The sequence below is a fragment of the Actinopolymorpha sp. B17G11 genome, from assembly GCF_040196095.1.
Taxonomy (GTDB): Bacteria; Actinomycetota; Actinomycetes; order Propionibacteriales; family Actinopolymorphaceae; genus Thermasporomyces.
This window is the reverse complement of record NZ_JBEFTW010000003.1, coordinates 193910-210265: the sequence shown is the minus strand read 5'-3', so window position 1 is coordinate 210265 and position 16356 is coordinate 193910. Positions and strand designations below refer to the sequence as shown.

The 16356-nt window shown below is 66.0% G+C and carries 14 protein-coding genes and 2 tRNA genes; 8 read left to right on the top strand and 8 right to left on the bottom strand.

Annotation, left to right across the window (positions count from 1 at the left end):
- Nucleotides 1-94 precede the first annotated feature (94 nt).
- Nucleotides 95-1006, top strand: coding sequence for an RNA polymerase sigma factor SigJ (sigJ, locus tag ABN028_RS05115; protein WP_349695796.1), 912 nt, complete (start codon nt 95-97; stop codon nt 1004-1006).
- Nucleotides 1007-1237: 231 nt separating this feature from the next.
- Here sigJ (ABN028_RS05115) and ABN028_RS05110 read toward each other — a convergent pair whose 3' ends face one another.
- The 3 genes from ABN028_RS05110 to ABN028_RS05100 form a co-directional block, all read right to left on the bottom strand.
- Complete coding sequence (locus tag ABN028_RS05110) at nt 1238-1672, bottom strand: ester cyclase (protein WP_349327517.1); 435 nt, start codon at nt 1670-1672, stop codon at nt 1238-1240.
- A gap of 244 nt (nt 1673-1916) precedes the next feature.
- Nucleotides 1917-3491: a multicopper oxidase family protein gene (locus ABN028_RS05105; RefSeq protein WP_349327518.1), complete on the bottom strand. Its 1575-nt coding sequence runs from the start codon at nt 3489-3491 to the stop codon at nt 1917-1919.
- An 11-nt stretch (nt 3492-3502) separates the two neighbouring features.
- A complete protein-coding gene (locus tag ABN028_RS05100; RefSeq protein WP_349327519.1) occupies nt 3503-3922 on the bottom strand; it encodes a hypothetical protein in 420 nt (139 codons plus the stop codon).
- Nucleotides 3923-4142: 220 nt separating this feature from the next.
- Between ABN028_RS05100 and ABN028_RS05095 the strand changes: the two genes are divergently transcribed.
- A complete protein-coding gene (locus ABN028_RS05095; RefSeq protein ID WP_349695795.1) occupies nt 4143-5792 on the top strand; it encodes an FAD-dependent monooxygenase in 1650 nt (549 codons plus the stop codon).
- Here ABN028_RS05095 and sigJ (ABN028_RS05090) read toward each other — a convergent pair.
- The gene (gene sigJ / locus ABN028_RS05090) at nt 5734-6660 is read right to left on the bottom strand and encodes an RNA polymerase sigma factor SigJ (RefSeq protein WP_349327523.1); all 927 of its coding nucleotides are present in this window, start codon (nt 6658-6660) and stop codon (nt 5734-5736) included. The two genes, ABN028_RS05095 and sigJ (ABN028_RS05090), sit on opposite strands and share 59 nt — an antisense overlap.
- 148 nt (nt 6661-6808) lie before the next feature.
- On the opposite strand from sigJ (ABN028_RS05090), the gene ABN028_RS05085 reads away from it, so the two are divergent.
- On the top strand, nt 6809-7303 hold the full coding sequence (locus tag ABN028_RS05085; RefSeq protein ID WP_349695794.1) for a nuclear transport factor 2 family protein: 495 nt from the start codon (nt 6809-6811) through the stop codon (nt 7301-7303).
- A 176-nt stretch (nt 7304-7479) separates the two neighbouring features.
- Here ABN028_RS05085 and ABN028_RS05080 read toward each other — a convergent pair whose 3' ends face one another.
- Complete coding sequence (locus ABN028_RS05080) at nt 7480-7893, bottom strand: VOC family protein (protein WP_349327525.1); 414 nt, start codon at nt 7891-7893, stop codon at nt 7480-7482.
- 825 nt (nt 7894-8718) lie between these two features.
- Between ABN028_RS05080 and ABN028_RS05075 the strand changes: the two genes are divergently transcribed.
- Both ABN028_RS05075 and ABN028_RS05070 read left to right on the top strand, forming a co-directional pair.
- A complete protein-coding gene (locus ABN028_RS05075) occupies nt 8719-9120 on the top strand; it encodes a hypothetical protein (protein ID WP_349327526.1) in 402 nt (133 codons plus the stop codon).
- 87 nt (nt 9121-9207) lie between these two features.
- Nucleotides 9208-9915, top strand: coding sequence for a sulfotransferase family protein (locus tag ABN028_RS05070; RefSeq protein ID WP_349327527.1), 708 nt, complete (start codon nt 9208-9210; stop codon nt 9913-9915).
- A 1625-nt stretch (nt 9916-11540) separates the two neighbouring features.
- Here ABN028_RS05070 and ABN028_RS05065 read toward each other — a convergent pair.
- Both ABN028_RS05065 and ABN028_RS05060 read right to left on the bottom strand, forming a co-directional pair.
- Nucleotides 11541-12446, bottom strand: coding sequence for an aminoglycoside phosphotransferase family protein (locus tag ABN028_RS05065; RefSeq protein WP_349695793.1), 906 nt, complete (start codon nt 12444-12446; stop codon nt 11541-11543).
- Between the two features lie 268 nt (nt 12447-12714).
- Nucleotides 12715-12780 (bottom strand) — tRNA-OTHER (locus ABN028_RS05060).
- 34 nt (nt 12781-12814) lie between these two features.
- Here ABN028_RS05060 and ABN028_RS05055 point away from each other — a divergent pair.
- The 3 genes from ABN028_RS05055 (at nt 12815) to ABN028_RS05045 (ending at nt 15550) form a co-directional block, all read left to right on the top strand.
- Nucleotides 12815-13126: an EamA family transporter gene (locus ABN028_RS05055; RefSeq protein ID WP_349327529.1), complete on the top strand. Its 312-nt coding sequence runs from the start codon at nt 12815-12817 to the stop codon at nt 13124-13126.
- Between the two features lie 465 nt (nt 13127-13591).
- Complete coding sequence (gene sigJ / locus ABN028_RS05050) at nt 13592-14533, top strand: RNA polymerase sigma factor SigJ (RefSeq protein WP_349695792.1); 942 nt, start codon at nt 13592-13594, stop codon at nt 14531-14533.
- 87 nt (nt 14534-14620) lie between these two features.
- On the top strand, nt 14621-15550 hold the full coding sequence (locus ABN028_RS05045; RefSeq protein ID WP_349695791.1) for an NAD-dependent epimerase/dehydratase family protein: 930 nt from the start codon (nt 14621-14623) through the stop codon (nt 15548-15550).
- 608 nt (nt 15551-16158) lie between these two features.
- On the opposite strand, the gene ABN028_RS05040 is transcribed toward ABN028_RS05045, so the two are convergent.
- A tRNA-Arg gene (locus tag ABN028_RS05040) sits at nt 16159-16234 on the bottom strand.
- Nucleotides 16235-16356: the final 122 nt, after the last annotated feature.

The window sequence follows — 16356 nt, the reverse complement described above, 5'->3', positions numbered from 1 at the left end:
TCAGGAATGTGAGGCCGGTGTGTCGCCTCACATTCCGGTGCGCCGTCTTGTCGTACTGGTGAGGACCGATGCGACAGAGGGGGCCGACGGCACCATGACCACCCGATCCGAGCCAGAACAGAGCCGGCCCGACGCGGGCCTGGACGCGATCATGAGCGAGCGGCATCACCTGATCAATCTCGCGTACCGGCTGCTGGGCTCCCTGGCCGAGGCCGAGGACGCCGTCCAGGAGACCTACACCCGCTGGTACGCCATGTCCCAGCAGCAGCAGCACGCCATCGAGTCTCCCGGCGCCTGGCTGACGACGGTCGCCAGCCGCATCTGCCTCAACCTGCTCGGCTCGGCACGGGTCCGGCGAGAGGCGTACGTGGGCGAATGGATCCCCGAGCCGCTCCCCGACGGCACCGTCACCGACCCTGCCGACCGGGTCACCCTGGACGAGTCGGTCAACCTGGCGTTCCTGGTCGTGCTGGAGTCGATGACCCCGGCCGAACGCGTCGCGTTCATCCTGCACGACGTGTTCTGCCACTCCTTCGCCGAAGTGGCCGAGATCGTCGGCCGTACCCCGGCGGCGTGCCGCCAGCTGGCCTCCTCGGCCCGCCGCCGCATCCGGGCCTCGCAGCCTTCCGCGACGACTCCGGCAGCCCAGCCCACCGGCGTCGTCAGGGACTTCAAGCGGGCTTGGGAGGCCAAGGACATCGACGCCCTCATCGGTCTGCTCGACCCCGACGCCACGGCGACCGCCGACGGCGGCGGCCTCGCCACGACCTTCCTGCACCCCATCGAAGGCGGCGAGCAGATCGCGCACGCCTGGGCCGAACTCGCCCGTCGCAGGCTCGACAACATGACACTCCTGGAACGTACGGTCAACGGTCAGCCCGGCCTGGTGGCTCAGCAAGACGGCGTCACCGTGACGGTGTTCGCGTTCGACGTCGTGGGCAACCGCATCAAGCACATCTGGGTAGTACGCAACCCCGACAAACTCCGCCGTTGGACGAAGGGCTGAGGTGCGTCTCCCTGGGCTTTGTAAGACGCCCGACGCCGTGTGTGCGTTCACCGACTGCGGATTGCTTGCCCATTGGCGACCGTGATCTTGATGATCGCGAAGCTCGTCGGCCACAGGGGTTCCCTCGACCAGGGCGTCGGGCTCGGCGGTTGCGCCTGGGACGGCCAGCGATGGCGGCGAGCCGCGCACGCTCGGCTTCGAATTCGGTCCCGTCCGTGGCGGCCACGGCTCTCAGGAGGAAACTAGCCCGAGCTGGCGCATCTGTGAGGCGACGTCAACGACTCCCCAGGTTTCGGCGACTCGGCCATCGGCGACGCGGCCGATGAAGATCTCGTTCCAGGTGATGTGTTTGCCGGTGGGTTGAACGCCCATGTATTCGCCTCTGTGGGTGCCGGACACGGTGTTCCGGCTGACGACCTTGTCGCCTTCGGCGATCACGTCCTCAACCGTCACGTGGAGGTCAGGGAATCCGCGTAGGAGTACGTCCCACAGTTGCTTCATCATTTCGCTGCCGCTGGCATCGACCCTCAGTGGCGTGCGAATGATCACGTCGGGTTGGAATACCTCGTCGATCGTCGTCGAGATCACGTGCGGGTCGCCGCTGTTGAGAGCTGCGTTGAGGCGGCGGAGCGCCTCCTTGTTCGTTGATTCCTGGGTTGATGTCATCTGGACCTTCTTCTTGTGCGAGTGAAGGGTCGCGCCACTTTCGGCCGCAACTGGCGCTACGGCGGAGCAGTCAGTCAATGTGAACGGTGACACTGCCGATCATCAGCAGGGTCAGTCCGACGGAGGTTCACGTGATGCCCTTCTGCCAGGCGGTCAGGTTCTTTGCTCTTCGCCGGTTATGACGATCCACGGTCCCGGTTTGTCAGGCAGCGGGTGGTGAACGGCTGGAGATGGTCGCAGGTGGTCAGATCACTTCGAAGTTCGCCATCATCGCCATGTCCTCGTGCTCGGCGTTGTGGCAGTGGAAGACGTAGCGGCCTCGGTAGCCGTGGAATCGAGTGATCACCTCGACTGCTTCGGCCGGCCTCAGGTCGACGGTGTCCTTGTGACCGGCGTCGTACGGTCCCGGTGGGCGACCATGGCGGGTCAGGATCTGGAATCCCACGAGATGCAGATGGACCGGGTGATGCAAGTCGGCGGCGAACCGCCAGATCTCGACATCTCCGAGCCGAGGCGTCGCCGCCATGTGATCCGGCGAGAAGGGCTTGCCGCCGATCAGCCAGCCTGCGTGTCCGTGGACCGGGCCGCTGTGGAAGCTGAACTCGCGAACCGTTGTGGCCTGCTCGCGGGTCAGTCGCGGAAGGTCGCTGAGTTTCCGCGGGATGCGGCTCGGATCGTATTCGCGGCGGGTGACGACGAACTGCATCACTCGGGCGGTCGGCCCGGCGCCGAGGCGGTTGCGGACGGTGACCCTGGTGCCGACCGGGTAGCGGCTGAAGTCGACTATCAGGTCGTAGCGTTCGGCCGGTGCGATGGGCAGGTGCTCGTGACGACGTGGTGCGTCAAGGAGTCCTTGGTCGCTGCCGATCTGGACGAAGCCGGCGCCGCCGGGTGGCGGCGGGTCCAGGGTCAGGTCGTAGCGGCGGGCGTTTGAGGCGTTGAGGACGCGCAGTCGGTATCTGGCTGCTGCCACTTCGTGGACCGGCCAGGGTGCGCCATTGACCAGAATGACGTCGCCGAACACGCCCTCCACGTAGGCGTCCTGAACGCCCGGGGTCGTGCGCAGGGTCGGGTCGAGGGACGGGTAGGCGAAGGCGCCGTGCTCGTCGAAGGCACGATCGGCGATCATCAGCGGCAGCTCACGTTCGCCCGATGGCAGGTCCAGCGCGTCTTCCTCGTCGTCGCGGATCAGGTGGAAGCCGACCAGCCCCCGGTACACCGCGGGGCCGGTGAAGTCCATCCGGTGATCGTGGTACCACAACGTGGCGGCGCGCTGCTGGGGCGGATAGCGGTAGTCACGTTCGCGGTGCGCGATCCGCGCCCGGTCGTCGTGCATGCCGCCCGCATGGTCGCCGTGGCCGGCATGGTCGGCGTCCCAGCCGGCGGCTGGTGTGAGGAGATCGGTTGGGTAACCGTCGGAGTCGGCAGGGGTGTGCCCGCCGTGCAGGTGGACCACGGTCGGGACGGGAAGTTCGTTTCGGTGGTGAACGACGGTGGTTCGGTCCTTGCGGGACTCGATCGTCGGTCCGGGAAAGGTCCCCTCGTAGCCCCAGATCGGTGTACGGACGCCGGGAATGATCTCGGCAGTCGACTCCCGCTGCACGATCCGGTAGTAGTCGGTGTCGCCCGTCGTCCGGGTGGGTTGGAGCACCCGTGTGGTCGTCAGCGGTTGCTGGAACGGCTCCGGCAACGGAATACTGCTGCGCAACAGCTCACCGCTCCCGCGCCCACCGTGGCGCAGTATCCGCGGTCCGGTCAGTCCGGCGGCGAGCGCGATTCCCGCCCCGGCGGACAAGCCCAGGAGCGTCCGTCGAGGCATGCTCTGTCGGGTCATCCTTCCACCCGCCATCGTTGCGGCCGCCACACGGCGACGGTTGTCAGCACAATCGCGGTGACAAGAGCGACGCCGAGCGGGACGTGCAGGTCGAGGGCGCCCGCGAGCCCGGCGAAGTACTGGCCGGTTTCGCCTGCCGCGATCAGCAGGCTGGCAATGAGCAGCCAGGCCGGTCCGCGGAGCAGCCACAGCACCAAGGCCGTCACCAGCTGGACGAAGCCGAGGGAGAAGACGACGTCGGCGCCCCAGCGGTGCGGCCACAGCAGGTCGTAGTCTCCGCTCAGATAGCCGCCGGCGAACACCGGCTGGCCGAAGATCGCCAGCGCGTGAACGCTCACGATCATCCGATTCACCAGCAACGCCAGCCGTCGCGGCTTGGACCAGGCCGTGATCCCGGTCGTAGTCGTGATCGCCATCGTGACTCCCGAGGAGATGGTTGATCGGTGGTGACTCGAACCGTTCGACGAGATGGCGGCCCGAACTGTCAGCAGGAACGTGCGCCTTCCTGACAAGTCGCGGGTCTGGGTCGTCGGAACGAGTGAGACACCGAGCTCTCCGGACCAGGTGCCATCACCTGCTGAGCGAGTCGGAAGGAGATGAGCCGATCAATGAACAGATCCTGCGGAGGTGGACGCGATGGGTAGCGATCGACCGGAAACCGACCAGCCCGACGTCCTCGTCGTCGGCGCCGGACCGACAGGAATGGTCGCCGCACTGGTTCTCACCGCGAACGGGGTGTCCTGCCGGGTCGTGGAACGTCGCACCGAGCCGAACGAGAGTTCGCGCGCGCTGGGTCTCCAAGCCCGCTCGATGGAACTGCTCGCCGGCCTCGGTCTCGCCGACCGCATCGCCCGGGTTGCCTACACGTTGACCGGAGCATCGATCATGCGCGGCGACGACGAGCTGGTCCGGATGCCGTGGGTGCCCCCGGAGAGCGCCTATCCGTACACCTACGTGCTGCCACAGCAGGGGTTGGAGGCGATTCTGCGTCAGCGTCTCGACCAGCTCGAGATCCCGGTTGACGCGGGCTGCGAGCTGGACGAGCTGACCCAGGATGACCGATCGGTCACCGCTCGGCTGACCGATGGCCGGCGGCTGGGGGCGCGGTGGCTGGTCGGTGCGGACGGATCCCGGAGCAGGGTTCGGGAACAGCTCGGAATCCCGTTCACCGGGGTAGCCACCGGCGAGACGTACTACCTCGGCGATACGGTCCTTGATCCGGCGCCACCGATCCAGGACAGCGCAATGTGGCTCGGCCCCGAGGGCCCTCTGATGCTCATGCGTCTGCCCGGCCCGGACCATCTGTGGCGCATCTTCGTCGACGTCACCGACCGGGCGCGCCACGGCAGCGTGCCCGAACCGACTCCCGACATCCTGGAACGGATTCTGCAATCAAGGGGACCGACGCAGATCAGCATCTCTCGGGCCGACTGGACGTCGATATTTCGTACCCGGGTCTGCCTTGCCGACCAGTACCGGAAGGGTCGGGTCTTCCTTGCCGGCGACGCGGCGCACGTGTTCCCACCGTTCGGCGGCCAGGGGATGAACCTCGGCATCCAGGACGCGTTCAACCTCGCCTGGCGGTTGGCCCGCGTCGACCGCGGAGCCCCAACCGAGCTGCTGGACGACTATCAGACCGAACGACGGCCTGCGGCTGAGGCGACAATTCGCGACGTCGAAATCCGGCGCCGCATCTTCGCGCTACGCAACCCGCTCGCCCGGGCCGGGCGGGACCTCCTGCTCAGTGCGGCCAGCAGGAGCCAGGGTGGCGCCCGGCGCAGCAGTCGGCAGAACTCCCAGCTCGACGTGAGTTACTCCCGTCGCCGGCTGCCACGACCGGCCACCGCTGCGCCGGTTACCGGTGACCGCGCACCCGATACGCCGGTGGGCGCAGGAACGATCCACGACCATATCGGACCCGACCACCTGACTCTGATCATCTTCGACCCTGCCGGCGCCCAGTCCGACTCGAACCTCCAATCGCACACCAACATGCCCGACACCGACCTTGTCATCGTCCGCGTCGACGACGGCTCCGATCCCGACGGCACGGCTCGCGCCGCCTACGGGATGCGTCGTGGGGGATTCGTCCTCGTCCGACCGGACGGGCACATCGCCGATCTCGGTCCGAACCCGGCGGCGGCCCGGGACGCCCTCACCCGATTCGCTGCCGACCCGAAGGGTGGAGGGGAAATCCCACCAGGAAGCTCCGGCATCAGCCCTCAGTTCAGCCTTCAGTCCAGGAACGGAGCTTCTCCGGATTGCGAACGGCCCAGATGTGTCTGATCTTTCCGGCGACGATATCGAAGGCGAACACGGTGACCGTGCGGCCGTCTTGCTGTGCGACCAATCCAGGCTGGCCGTTGACCGTACGCTCCAGGATTGTTGCGTCGGTTGCCAGCCGGACGAACTCCGCATAGGTGCGCGCGATCTGTCCGCTACCAGTGAGCGGTTCGAGGGCCGCACGGGCGATACCACCGCCGTCGCCGACCGCGACGGCGTCCGGGTCCAACAAGCCGATCAAAGCCTGGATGTCCATGGCTTCCCACGCCTGCTTGAAGTCTCGCACGATCCTCGCCTGCTCGACGGTGGGGGTCGCAGAAGGCTGCGCAGCGTCGACGCGCCGACGGGCGCTGAAGGCCAGCTGCCGGCACGCCCCCGGCGTCCGACCGGTGATTTCGGCAATGTCGGAGAACGGGAAATGGAAGACATCGCGCAGGATGAACGCGACGCGTTCGGCCGGAGTCATCGATTCCAGTACGACAAGAAACGCCATGCTGATCGACTCGTCCAAGGTGACCCGATCCGCCGGATCGACGGTCGTCCCGCCATCGCGTGCAAGACCAACCCATTCGGCCCGCGCCGGCACCGGTTCCGGGATCCACTGGCCGACGTAACGCTCCCGACGGGCTCGAGCCGAGCCGAGCATGTCGAGGCAGATGCGGCTGGTGACCTTGGACAACCACGCACCCGGCGTTTCGATGGATGCCTGCTGCTCCTCGGACATGGAGTACCAGCGGGTGTACGCCTCCTGGACCGCATCCTCGGCATCCGACAGCGAGCCAAGAAGCCGATACGCAAGGTTGGTCAGCTTCCGACGCTCGCTCATGATCGCCGGATCGGGCAGGCCGCTCCCCTCGCTTCGGTTCTCCATGGGTGCCGCAGCCACCTTCCCTCGTCGTCTCAGCTCTTACCTCATCGACAAGATGACGGGCCGAAATGTCAGGCGGGCCGGGACGCCTGACAATCCGCGGCGGCGGGTCGTCGTAGCTGGCAACGCCACTCCCCAAAGGAGGAACCAGATGAGCGACTACCAGGCACTCGCCGACCGCTTCGAGATCTTCGCCCTGCAAGCCGAGTTCACCGATGCCGCGATGATGCGCGACAACGACCGAGTCGCGTCGCTGTTCACCCACGATGCCGTGTACCGCATCCCGGTTGCGAATATCGAGATGTCCGGAGCGGAGCAGATCCGCGCTGGAACCCACCGGCTCGACGGCGTATGGGAATTTTTCATCCAAACCACCCATCCCGGCACGATCCAGGTCGACGGCGATACAGCGTCCGGTCGGGCCTACGTCAGTGAACTCGGGCGCCTCAACGAAGGCCGATCGATGTTCAACCACGGCCTGTTCCACGACCGCTACCGCCGCACACCTGACGGATGGAAGTTCACCGAACGCGTCTTCGAAGTCCGCTACTTCGACACGACTCCGCTCACCGGCTCACCCCGTGTCGAGGTCGACCTGACGAAGCCGGCCGAGGCGAACGAGACCTCGACACAAGCAGCCTCCTAGCCGCCACCCCCTCGGGCTCCTGCCCGCCATCATGGCGGGCAGGAGGATCTCTGCCCGCCCGTCCATGATCACAAGCCCACACTGGAGACCCACACCACGACTACCGCGACGCCACCTCAGGTTCGACGAAGTCCGGGACAACCTCCACCCGCACTCGCCACAAGCTCTCTCGGCAGCTACTCCGCGTAAGGCTGGTTCTCTCCCTGGGCGCTGTATCCGATGTCCCAAATGTAGCCGTCCGGGTCCGCAAACGAACCGCCGTACCCGCCCCACTGCTTGGTGGAGGCGGGCTTGAGGATCGTGGCGCCGGCCTTCTCGGCCTCGGCGATGATCTCGTCGACCCGCGCCTCGCTGCGGACTACGTAGGTGAGAACCAGCCCGCTGAATCCGCTGCCCTCCGGGTTCGCGCCCACCTCTGCGGCCAGGCCCTCTCGGCCGTAGAAGCCGACGAGCGCCCGGCCGTCCGACCCGAAGAACACCGAGACGCCGTAGTCCTGCTCAATCTCCCAGCCGAGACCCTCCGTGTAGAACCGCTTGGACCGGTCCATGTCCTGGACGCCGAGAAGGATCGAGCTCACATGCGCTTTCATGCGTTGTCCCCTTTGGTGATATCCGGTGATGCACATGACAACCACGCTACGTACGGCTCAGTGACCGGCGCTTCTTCATTCCTGATCGGTTTGGTCACCTGCTTCGCCACGCACCACGGCATTGGCTATGGAGGTGTAATCGGACACCGGATGTTGGTGGTATCCGACACCGGTGCGCGGGCCGTTGATCGAGTGTTGGTCGGGATCGACACCACCGGGACCCTAAGGCTGCCGGTGAGGTCCGGAAGCTCTCCTCAGCTGCGTGGGGCGCCATCGATGGGGGCGAGTGACTCAGCTCGCCAGAACTGACTGTCGATCGCGGGCGAAGCACCCGGGGAGATCGCCACCGCGGTGTACGAGGATGCCTGTCATGAACCGTACGTCAGCGCAGCCACGGCGCCATTCCGTGCACGGCCGCCTGGCTCGGATTCGGTCGCGATTTCGACGGCACCTTCGGCGACCGCCTCACATTCAGAGGGCTTGAGTCGTCGTACTGCTCAAAGAACGCCATTCAGCGAAGTCGGTCCAGATCCTCCTGTACGACGTCTTCGGCGTCGGCCAACGAGCCGAGGAGTCTGTAGGCGAGATTGGTCGACGCCGCTCGCTCATGATCGCGCTCAGGCCCGGAACGAGCCGGTCATGTCCTGGCCCGGACTGGGTGCTCATCGTGGCGACAACTCCCTCGGTCGCAACAGCCTCACCAGTTCGACGAAACAGCGCACTCGATTGTGACGTGAGCGTGTCGCCTCACATTCCGGTGGGTTGTTTCGTCGGACTACCGAGACACCAGGTCGTACGCCTCGAGATGGAGAAGGGATGCCCACCATGTCCACGCCCACGACGGTCAGGCAGGGCAACTTTATGTTCCTGCGCGTCGCGATCACCCTGCAAACCTTGGCCGTCTTCGTCGCATCGATCACCGCCGGCCTGCTGTTGTCCTCGCCCGGCGGAGGCGTACTGCACACTGTTTCGGCGTATGGAGTGTTGACCATGGCGTTGTTGCACCTGGTCGCCGCCGTCTTGGCGTGGCGGATAGCCGGCGTCCCGCCCAGACCCACGGTGCTGTATGCGGTCGGGTTCTTTGGGGCCACGCTGGCGCAGATAGCGCTGGGCTTAGCGCACGTGACGACCCTACACGTCCCATTGGGCGTCCTGATGTTCGGCGGAAGCGTCTTTCAGCTCGGCCGGGCCTTGGCTGGCCGAGCTTATGTGGCCGCCGCGGCATGACGCAGGAAACGGGCTGAGCGCGAGGTGCGGCAACCGTGCCTCACCTCGAGTACTGCCAACCATCTGTTGCTTAGGGAAGGAAACTGCATGGTAAAGGTGATTGGGGCCGGGCTACCGCGTACCGGCACCACGTCGACGAAGGCCGCGCTCGAGAAGCTCGGGTTCGACCCCTGCTACCACATGTACGAGGTGTTCACGCACCGTCATGTGGACCGGTGGTTGCCGGCAGTCGAGGGGAAGACCCTCGACTGGGATCGGGTTCTGGCTGGATATCGGGCCACGCTGGACTGGCCGGCGAGCCACTTCTGGCGTGAGCAAGCCGAGGCCTATCCCGAGGCGAAGGTGCTCCTCACTGTGCGCGATCCCGAGCGTTGGTTCATCAGCTTCCGCATGCTGACCACCCGCAACGGTGACCTGGAAAGGTTGGACCTCACCAAGCTGCCCGAGCAGGCCGCCGCAATCGTCGGCTCCATGCGGGGGATGCTTCCCGTGCTCGACATGATGGGTCGCTCGCTGTTCGGCAGCGACTGGCGTTTCGGCGTCGACGAGGTTGACGAACAAACCGCCATCGAGGCGTTCAACCGGCACGTGTCGACGGTGAAGGAATCCCTGCCAGCCGAACGTCTGCTGGTTTTCGACGTTCGTGACGGCTGGGGCCCGCTGTGTGAGTTCCTCGGTGTCGAGCCGCCAGCGGGCGAACCCTTCCCGCGACTGAACGACACCCAGGCCATGCAGGAAAACTTCGAACGTCTGATGTCCGGCGGCGAGATGGTATCGCCGTTCTTCGGCAGGTAAGCGGGCTTCGCTGACATCGGGTCCGGGGACGCCAAGGTGTTCCCGTTCGTCCCGACAGAGGGAATCCCGAGCCGTGACCTCGCCGTCCGCGCGGGTGTGCGCAAACAAACCATGGTGCAGTCAGTCCGTCGACTCGAGCAGGCCGGCCAATCGCATGACGTCGATCGACGAGAGTCCGCTCGACTGACCCGACCGGCTGTACGGGTACGGGCCAGTCGACGGCGGCTCAGGGCTGGGCGATGACCGAAGGTCCACTGGTTGTTCACGATGGTGGCGCTCGGTGTGCCAGCGCCCGTGTGATACCCCACGTGATTTAGCAGCGATGACTGTCAGTTGCCGGTCGGCGAGGGTGTGGTGGCAGTGCTCAGGTGCAGCCGGGTTGCCATGTCGAGTCGGACCTCGCCAGGTCACTCCGCCGATGGGCGAAGGTTGTCAGCGTGGCGCCCGGGAGGATTCGAGCCTCCGACCAACGGATGAGAAGGACCGGGCGAGCAACTTTCGCGGTGCCGGATCGCGCTTGCGTGCTGCCCAGATGGCGCGCTCAACGTAAGTAGAAGGTTGGGATCGTGGGGGGTCACACTGGGGTCAGGCGAGCCGTACAGCATGGGACGCCCCGGTGGGCCGGCTGGAGCCTCCGGGAATGTGCGTCGAGCGCACAAGCATCTCTCCTCGGCGCAACCCCAGGGTCCGGTGCGTTTACTCCACGGGGCTCCCGCGCGGCATGGTGGATCTTGCAGCGGGCATCCAGTCGGACCAGTCGTGGTTCGTCGCAGGTGCCGATGCCCACCAGGGACACCGATGTCCGGTCTGCTAGATCGTGGAGCAGCCAAGTGGTACGCCGGGGTGCCCTCTACCGATGGTGTAGGGAATGCGGTGTTCAAGCCGTCGAACCCTGTCTGGGTCGACGTGTGGTTCGATCCCGACTTGGATGTGCGTCCGATCGGGTGCCCAGCGTATCTCCGCGAGCATGAAACCGAGGCTCTTTGCCTGCCTGATCAAGCTCCTGGCTTCCTCAACATAGTCCTTGTCAGAGTATGTGCGCTCCAGCTTCGCTCCCGGCCTCACCTCCAACGCTTGGCCTGAGCTGTCGGAGCCGCAACTCTCGTCCCTGTTCATAGGAAGTACTCCCGCGGTGCCTACCTTGCCCATTCGGTGAAATGGAGCCTTGACTTTACCGCTCCCTGATTGATGAACACGGCCTCATAGCAGGTTCGTCCTTGCTTCCGCCCGGCATGCGGAAACGCCTATGCCCGGATGGACCATCCCGTGCTCCGGCCGGCCGAATGACCGCGAACCCGTCTATCGTCCATCCATGGACCGGCGCCAGGATCGGCCTCGGCGGCTCGGCTGCGTGAGTGCTAGGAAAACACAACGGCGGATCTGAGGAGTGTGACCTTGTGGCCTGGGCGATGTTCAAGTATCGGGCGATCGTTTTTGAGTCGGCGGATCTTGATGCGGAGAGTGCGGTTTTGGGCACGCTCCTGGACGGCAAGTCGAGGCCGGTGAGAGTTGGCACACCGTCTACGTCGACAGCGGCTGTGCGCTCGGGGTCCAGCTGGGCTGTCACTAGGCGGGTCGCCATCTGCCCGAGCGAGACGCCACCCTTTCTAGATCCCTGAGCTTTGCTACACCAGGCGCTGCGATGAGAGCTGTTCCGTACGCTCGAGGCATTCGCGGAATCCCCTCGCGTTTCCGACCGACCTGCACTCCAGCGCGAGCTCCACACAGCACGCGAAGGTCCAGCCCGCGATGCGTCGCGCATCAAGATCCAGACGATCGGCAAACAAGGCGACCTGCTCCCGCGCGTCACGCAGGTCACACCGCGACAGAGAGTGCCCCACGTCAAACGCGCGATCACCGAGCACCGGATACGGATCGATCGCCAGCCATCCACGCTCCGAGAGCACCACGTTGCTCGGCCCGAGATCGCCGTGGAGCAGCACCGTGTCCGTAGAAGACGAGGTCAGGGACGTGAACAGCTCGTCCGCCTGCGCGACGACGCCTCGATCCACCGGCGGCTCAAACCGATCGAACCAGTCCCACATCGTCTCGCGGGAGCGCTCCACCAACCTCGCGAGTGGCTCGAACTCGTCGTCTGCAGGAGGCTCGACTGCGTGCAGCTCGGCGAGTACCGACGCAACGGCCTTGTTCCCGGTCGCGACGTCGAGGTCATCACCGTTCGTGCCGGGCACGCACCGCTCGAGCAGCAAGACCTGGCTCGCCTCGTCGGAGTCGAAAAGTCGCGCCGCTCCGCGACCAGCCCAGTGTTGCAGGCCCTTCGCCGCCCAGGGGTTGCGATGACCCGGACACTCCACCTTCAACACCGCGTCGCTGCCGTCCGCTCGACGTACGGGAGCAACCCACCCGACGTTGCCGCCCGGCTCGAACGGGGCGCCCACATGCAGCTGCCAGGCACACGCCGCGTCAGCGACCAGACTCGGTAGTCGCGCCAGCCAGTTGCGTCCGACATCGCCGAACGCCGAGACGACGATGTGCGCCAACCGATCCGGAATTCGAAGCGCAGTCGTCATGCATCAGCCCCTTGGTGTGCCTAACTCGTACTTGAACAGACGGCTTCCCCGTAGGCGATCTTAGGGGAAGGAGTGTCTGCCACTGTCCAGGCGACATGATGGGCGTCACGCCGCGTTTCGCTCGGCCGGTCGCCGCAGCCCCAAAAGTCGTTGTCCTGCAAGGCTCGTGCGCTCGTGAACGCGCGAAATCGCGAGTTACTTGACGCATCCGTGACGCATGGGCACGATCAGATGCTCGTTGAAACCTCAAACCTGCACGTCATCGCGGTGGCACGCCGGAGGCTCGAACTCCGCACACACGGGTTAAAGCCCGTTGCTCTACCCGATGAGCTAGTGGTCAGTCGGATGACGCCAAAGTGTTCTTAGCGTTGGCGAGGACTTCGTCGGCGGTCGTGGCGGCGTTCTTCTGCAACGCCTTGCCGTTCACGATGTTCAGCATCGGCCAGCAGACGATCGACTCGGGGGTGGCCGGGGTGCTGAACGCGACCACGCCGCTCTGGTCGCTGCTGCTCGGCCTCGCCATCGGCACCGAGCGCGGTATCCGCCCGGTCCGGCTGGCCGGCCTGGTACTCGGGTTCGGCGGCACAGTGCTGATCTTCGCGCCCTGGCAACAGGCCGGATCCGTCGGTTGGGGTGCTCTCGGCGTGGTGACGGCGCCGACGGGACCGAGGGCCAGGTGACCCGGCGGCGTGCAGCACTCGACGGTCGTCGGCTGGTCGAGCAGGGGCAGTGTCTCGAGGGGCACGTGGCCCCCTTCCTCGCAAGGGTCCCGCAATCTCGTGCACGTCGTGGTGACGTCGACGTCGAGCGGACCTCGATGAACGAGGTCCGGAGCCTGACCCGCCGTGCCAGATGGACCGCGTCCTTCGCGTCGTTCTTCAGCCGATCGCCGCTGGGCCGCTGCCGAATGAAGCGCCCCAGGTTTGATGCCGCATCCTTGTGAGTTGGGAGGATGCGAACCATGCCGAAGAAGATTGGTCCGAAGGTCAAAGAGCGGTGCGTGCGGTCGGTGCTGAAGCAAGACACTTACCGCGCGCCCGTGGCTCGCTCTCGGGGTCGCGTGCCTTCGGGATGGCTACTGCACAAGCGGGTTGAGAAACAGGCGCTGCACATCGCCAATGCCGGATCCTAGGTACGATCCGGTCGTGCCTTTGACAGCGGACGACGTTGACCGGTTCGAGCGATCGAGGCCGCGCCTGGAGGCCATCGCCTACCGCATGCTCGGTTCCGCGGACGAGGCACAGGACGTCGTGCAGGACACGTTCCTGCGATGGCACGCCGCCGACGTCGACCGCGTCGAGGTCCCCGAGGCCTGGCTGACGAAGGTCCTCACCAACCTGTGCCTCAACCAGCTCACCTCCGCGCGGGCACGGCGCGAGACCTACGTGGGTCGATGGCTCCCCGAGCCGCTGCTCGCCGGGGACCCGATGCTCGGCCCGGCCGACACCGCTGAGCAGCGCGAATCGGTCTCGTATGCGGTCCTCACCCTCATGGAGCGCCTGTCCCCCAACGAGCGGGCCGTGTACGTGCTGCGGGAGGCCTTCGACTACCCGCATCGGGAGATCGCCGGGATCCTCGACATCACCGAGGCCGCCAGCCAGCAGATCTTTCACCGTGCCAAGAAGCATGTCGCGTACGGCAAAGCCCGCGGCGAGATCGACCAGGCCGCCGCCCAGCGGATCGTCGAGGAGTTCCTCGCGGCCGCCACCAGTGGCCAGACCGATGAGCTCGTACGCCTGCTCACCAAGGACGCCATCTCCATCGGCGACGGCGGAGGGAAGGCTCCGGCACGCACCAAGGCGTTCGAGGGAGCCGTCGCGGTCGCGAAGTTCGTGTGGGGCTTGTTCAAGCCCGCCGAGGCCAAGCGCGCCATGGTCGGCGGCTCGTCCGAGATATACGCCTGGGCCGCCAATGGCGAACCCGCCGTTGTGGCCGTCGTGGCAGGCCGGGTCGTCGCGATCATGTGCCTGGAGGTCACCGCCGAGGGCATCACTGCCTGCCGTATGCAGGCAAACCCTGACAAGCTCGAACGCGCGACCGAGCAATGGGCGGCGGCCAACCATGGGGAACCCCTGCTCATGATGTGACGGGTATCACCTTTGGCTCCTGTCAGGAATCGGTGGGCCATCCGGTTCAAGCGACACATCCGGACCTGAACCGAACAGGAGCTAACGATGAGAGTGCTGGTGGCAGGAGCGACCGGAGCGATGGGGAAGGAACTGGTGCCGCGTCTGGTCGATGCGGGACACGAGGTGTTCGCCATGATCCGCAGTGATTCCAACAAGGCCAAGGCATCACAGCTGGGCGCGGTACCGGTCATCGCCGATGCGCTGAATCGCGCCCAGGTCGAGAAGGCCGTGCGCCAAGCGGCCCCAGAGGTGATCGTCAACCAGCTGACCGCCATCGGGCACGTCGATCTCCGCAAATTCGAACAGAGCTTCGCCGCCACCGACCGGCTGCGGGTCGAGGGCAACGACAACCTGCTCGCGGCCGCACGCGCCACAGGAGTACGACGTTTCGTCGCCCAGAGCAACGGCGCGTTCACCTACGCGCGGACCGGCGGGCCGATCAAGAACGAACAAGACCCCCTGGAGAACTCACCGATCGCCCCGATGGCCCCGATGATCGCCGCGATCAAGCACTTGGAGAAGGCGGTGCTGGGCGCCGCCTGGACCGAAGGGATCGTGCTGCGCTACGGCGGGTTCTACGGACCCGGCACCTCCATGGCGCCGGGCTCCCAGCAGCTCGAGATGATCCGCAAACGCAAGTTCCCGGTCGTCGGCGACGGCGGCGGGGTGTGGTCGTTCATCCACATCGCCGATGCCGCCGAGGCCACGGTCATAGCGGTGGAGAAGGGCGGCCGCGGTGTCTACAACATCGTCGACGACGAGCCCGCCCCGGTCGCCGAATGGCTGCCGGAACTGGCGGCGATGCTGGGCGTCAAGAAGCCGATGCGCGTACCCAGGTTCATCGGACGGATGGCCGCCGGACCCGCCGGCGTCGTGCTCATGACGGAGCTGCGCGGCGCATCCAACGCCAAGGCCAAGCGCGAACTGGGTTGGCATCCCGCACATCCCACCTGGCGACAAGGCCTCCTGGGGTGACCACCGCGGAGATCGGTATCCTCGTCTGGCGCGAAGCCGACTTCGCTGCGACCGCGGATGCCGTGTAGGAAGTCCCTGGTCCTGGCGCTGGACACCTGGCCGGGCGGTTCACCGCGAACCGACGGATAAAGCTGAACGCCCCCAGCAACGGCTGCGATCGCAGCAACCGGCATTCGACGTGGACACAGAGGTACGCACCGTGGCCTGGCCGATGGACGGTCGGGGCCGCACGGTCTTCGGTTTCGCGCCGTGCATGCCCGTGGCGCTCGGCTGTTCGCAGGTTCGCGCGGCCGCCACGTCGCGGGGGAGCGGCCTACGTGGCGATGCTAGCCCTGGCCCGCCGGTCGATCGACCCCCAGCGACGTGCCAGCGGTCCAGGGAATCAGCGAGGCAAGGATCGTCTCGGCATCGCAGGACCGGAGACACACGTTCAGGCCACCGGGTCTACGGCAGGCTCTCCGGGCCGAGATCCTTGAGCCGCAAGTCTTTTCACCCAACTGCGGCTTTACTGGCATGACCGAAGGGGCGCGCACCGGGACACACATCTAGCTTCGCGGCGCGGTCGACCGGCTTGTCGGAGGCAAGAGGCGACGTTTTCGCAGGTCAGTTGGTGCGCCCGGGAGGATTCGAACCTCCGACCATCGGATTAGAAGTCCGGTGCTCTATCCACTGAGCTACGGGCGCAGGCGCGGCTAGAAACTCTACCGAGGAGCGGAACGGATCTCTCGCTGGACCGGCCGGTGAGTCGCTGCGACTCGCCGGACGACCCGTCGATGATCAGTCGGAGCCACGCGACGGAGAGAGTC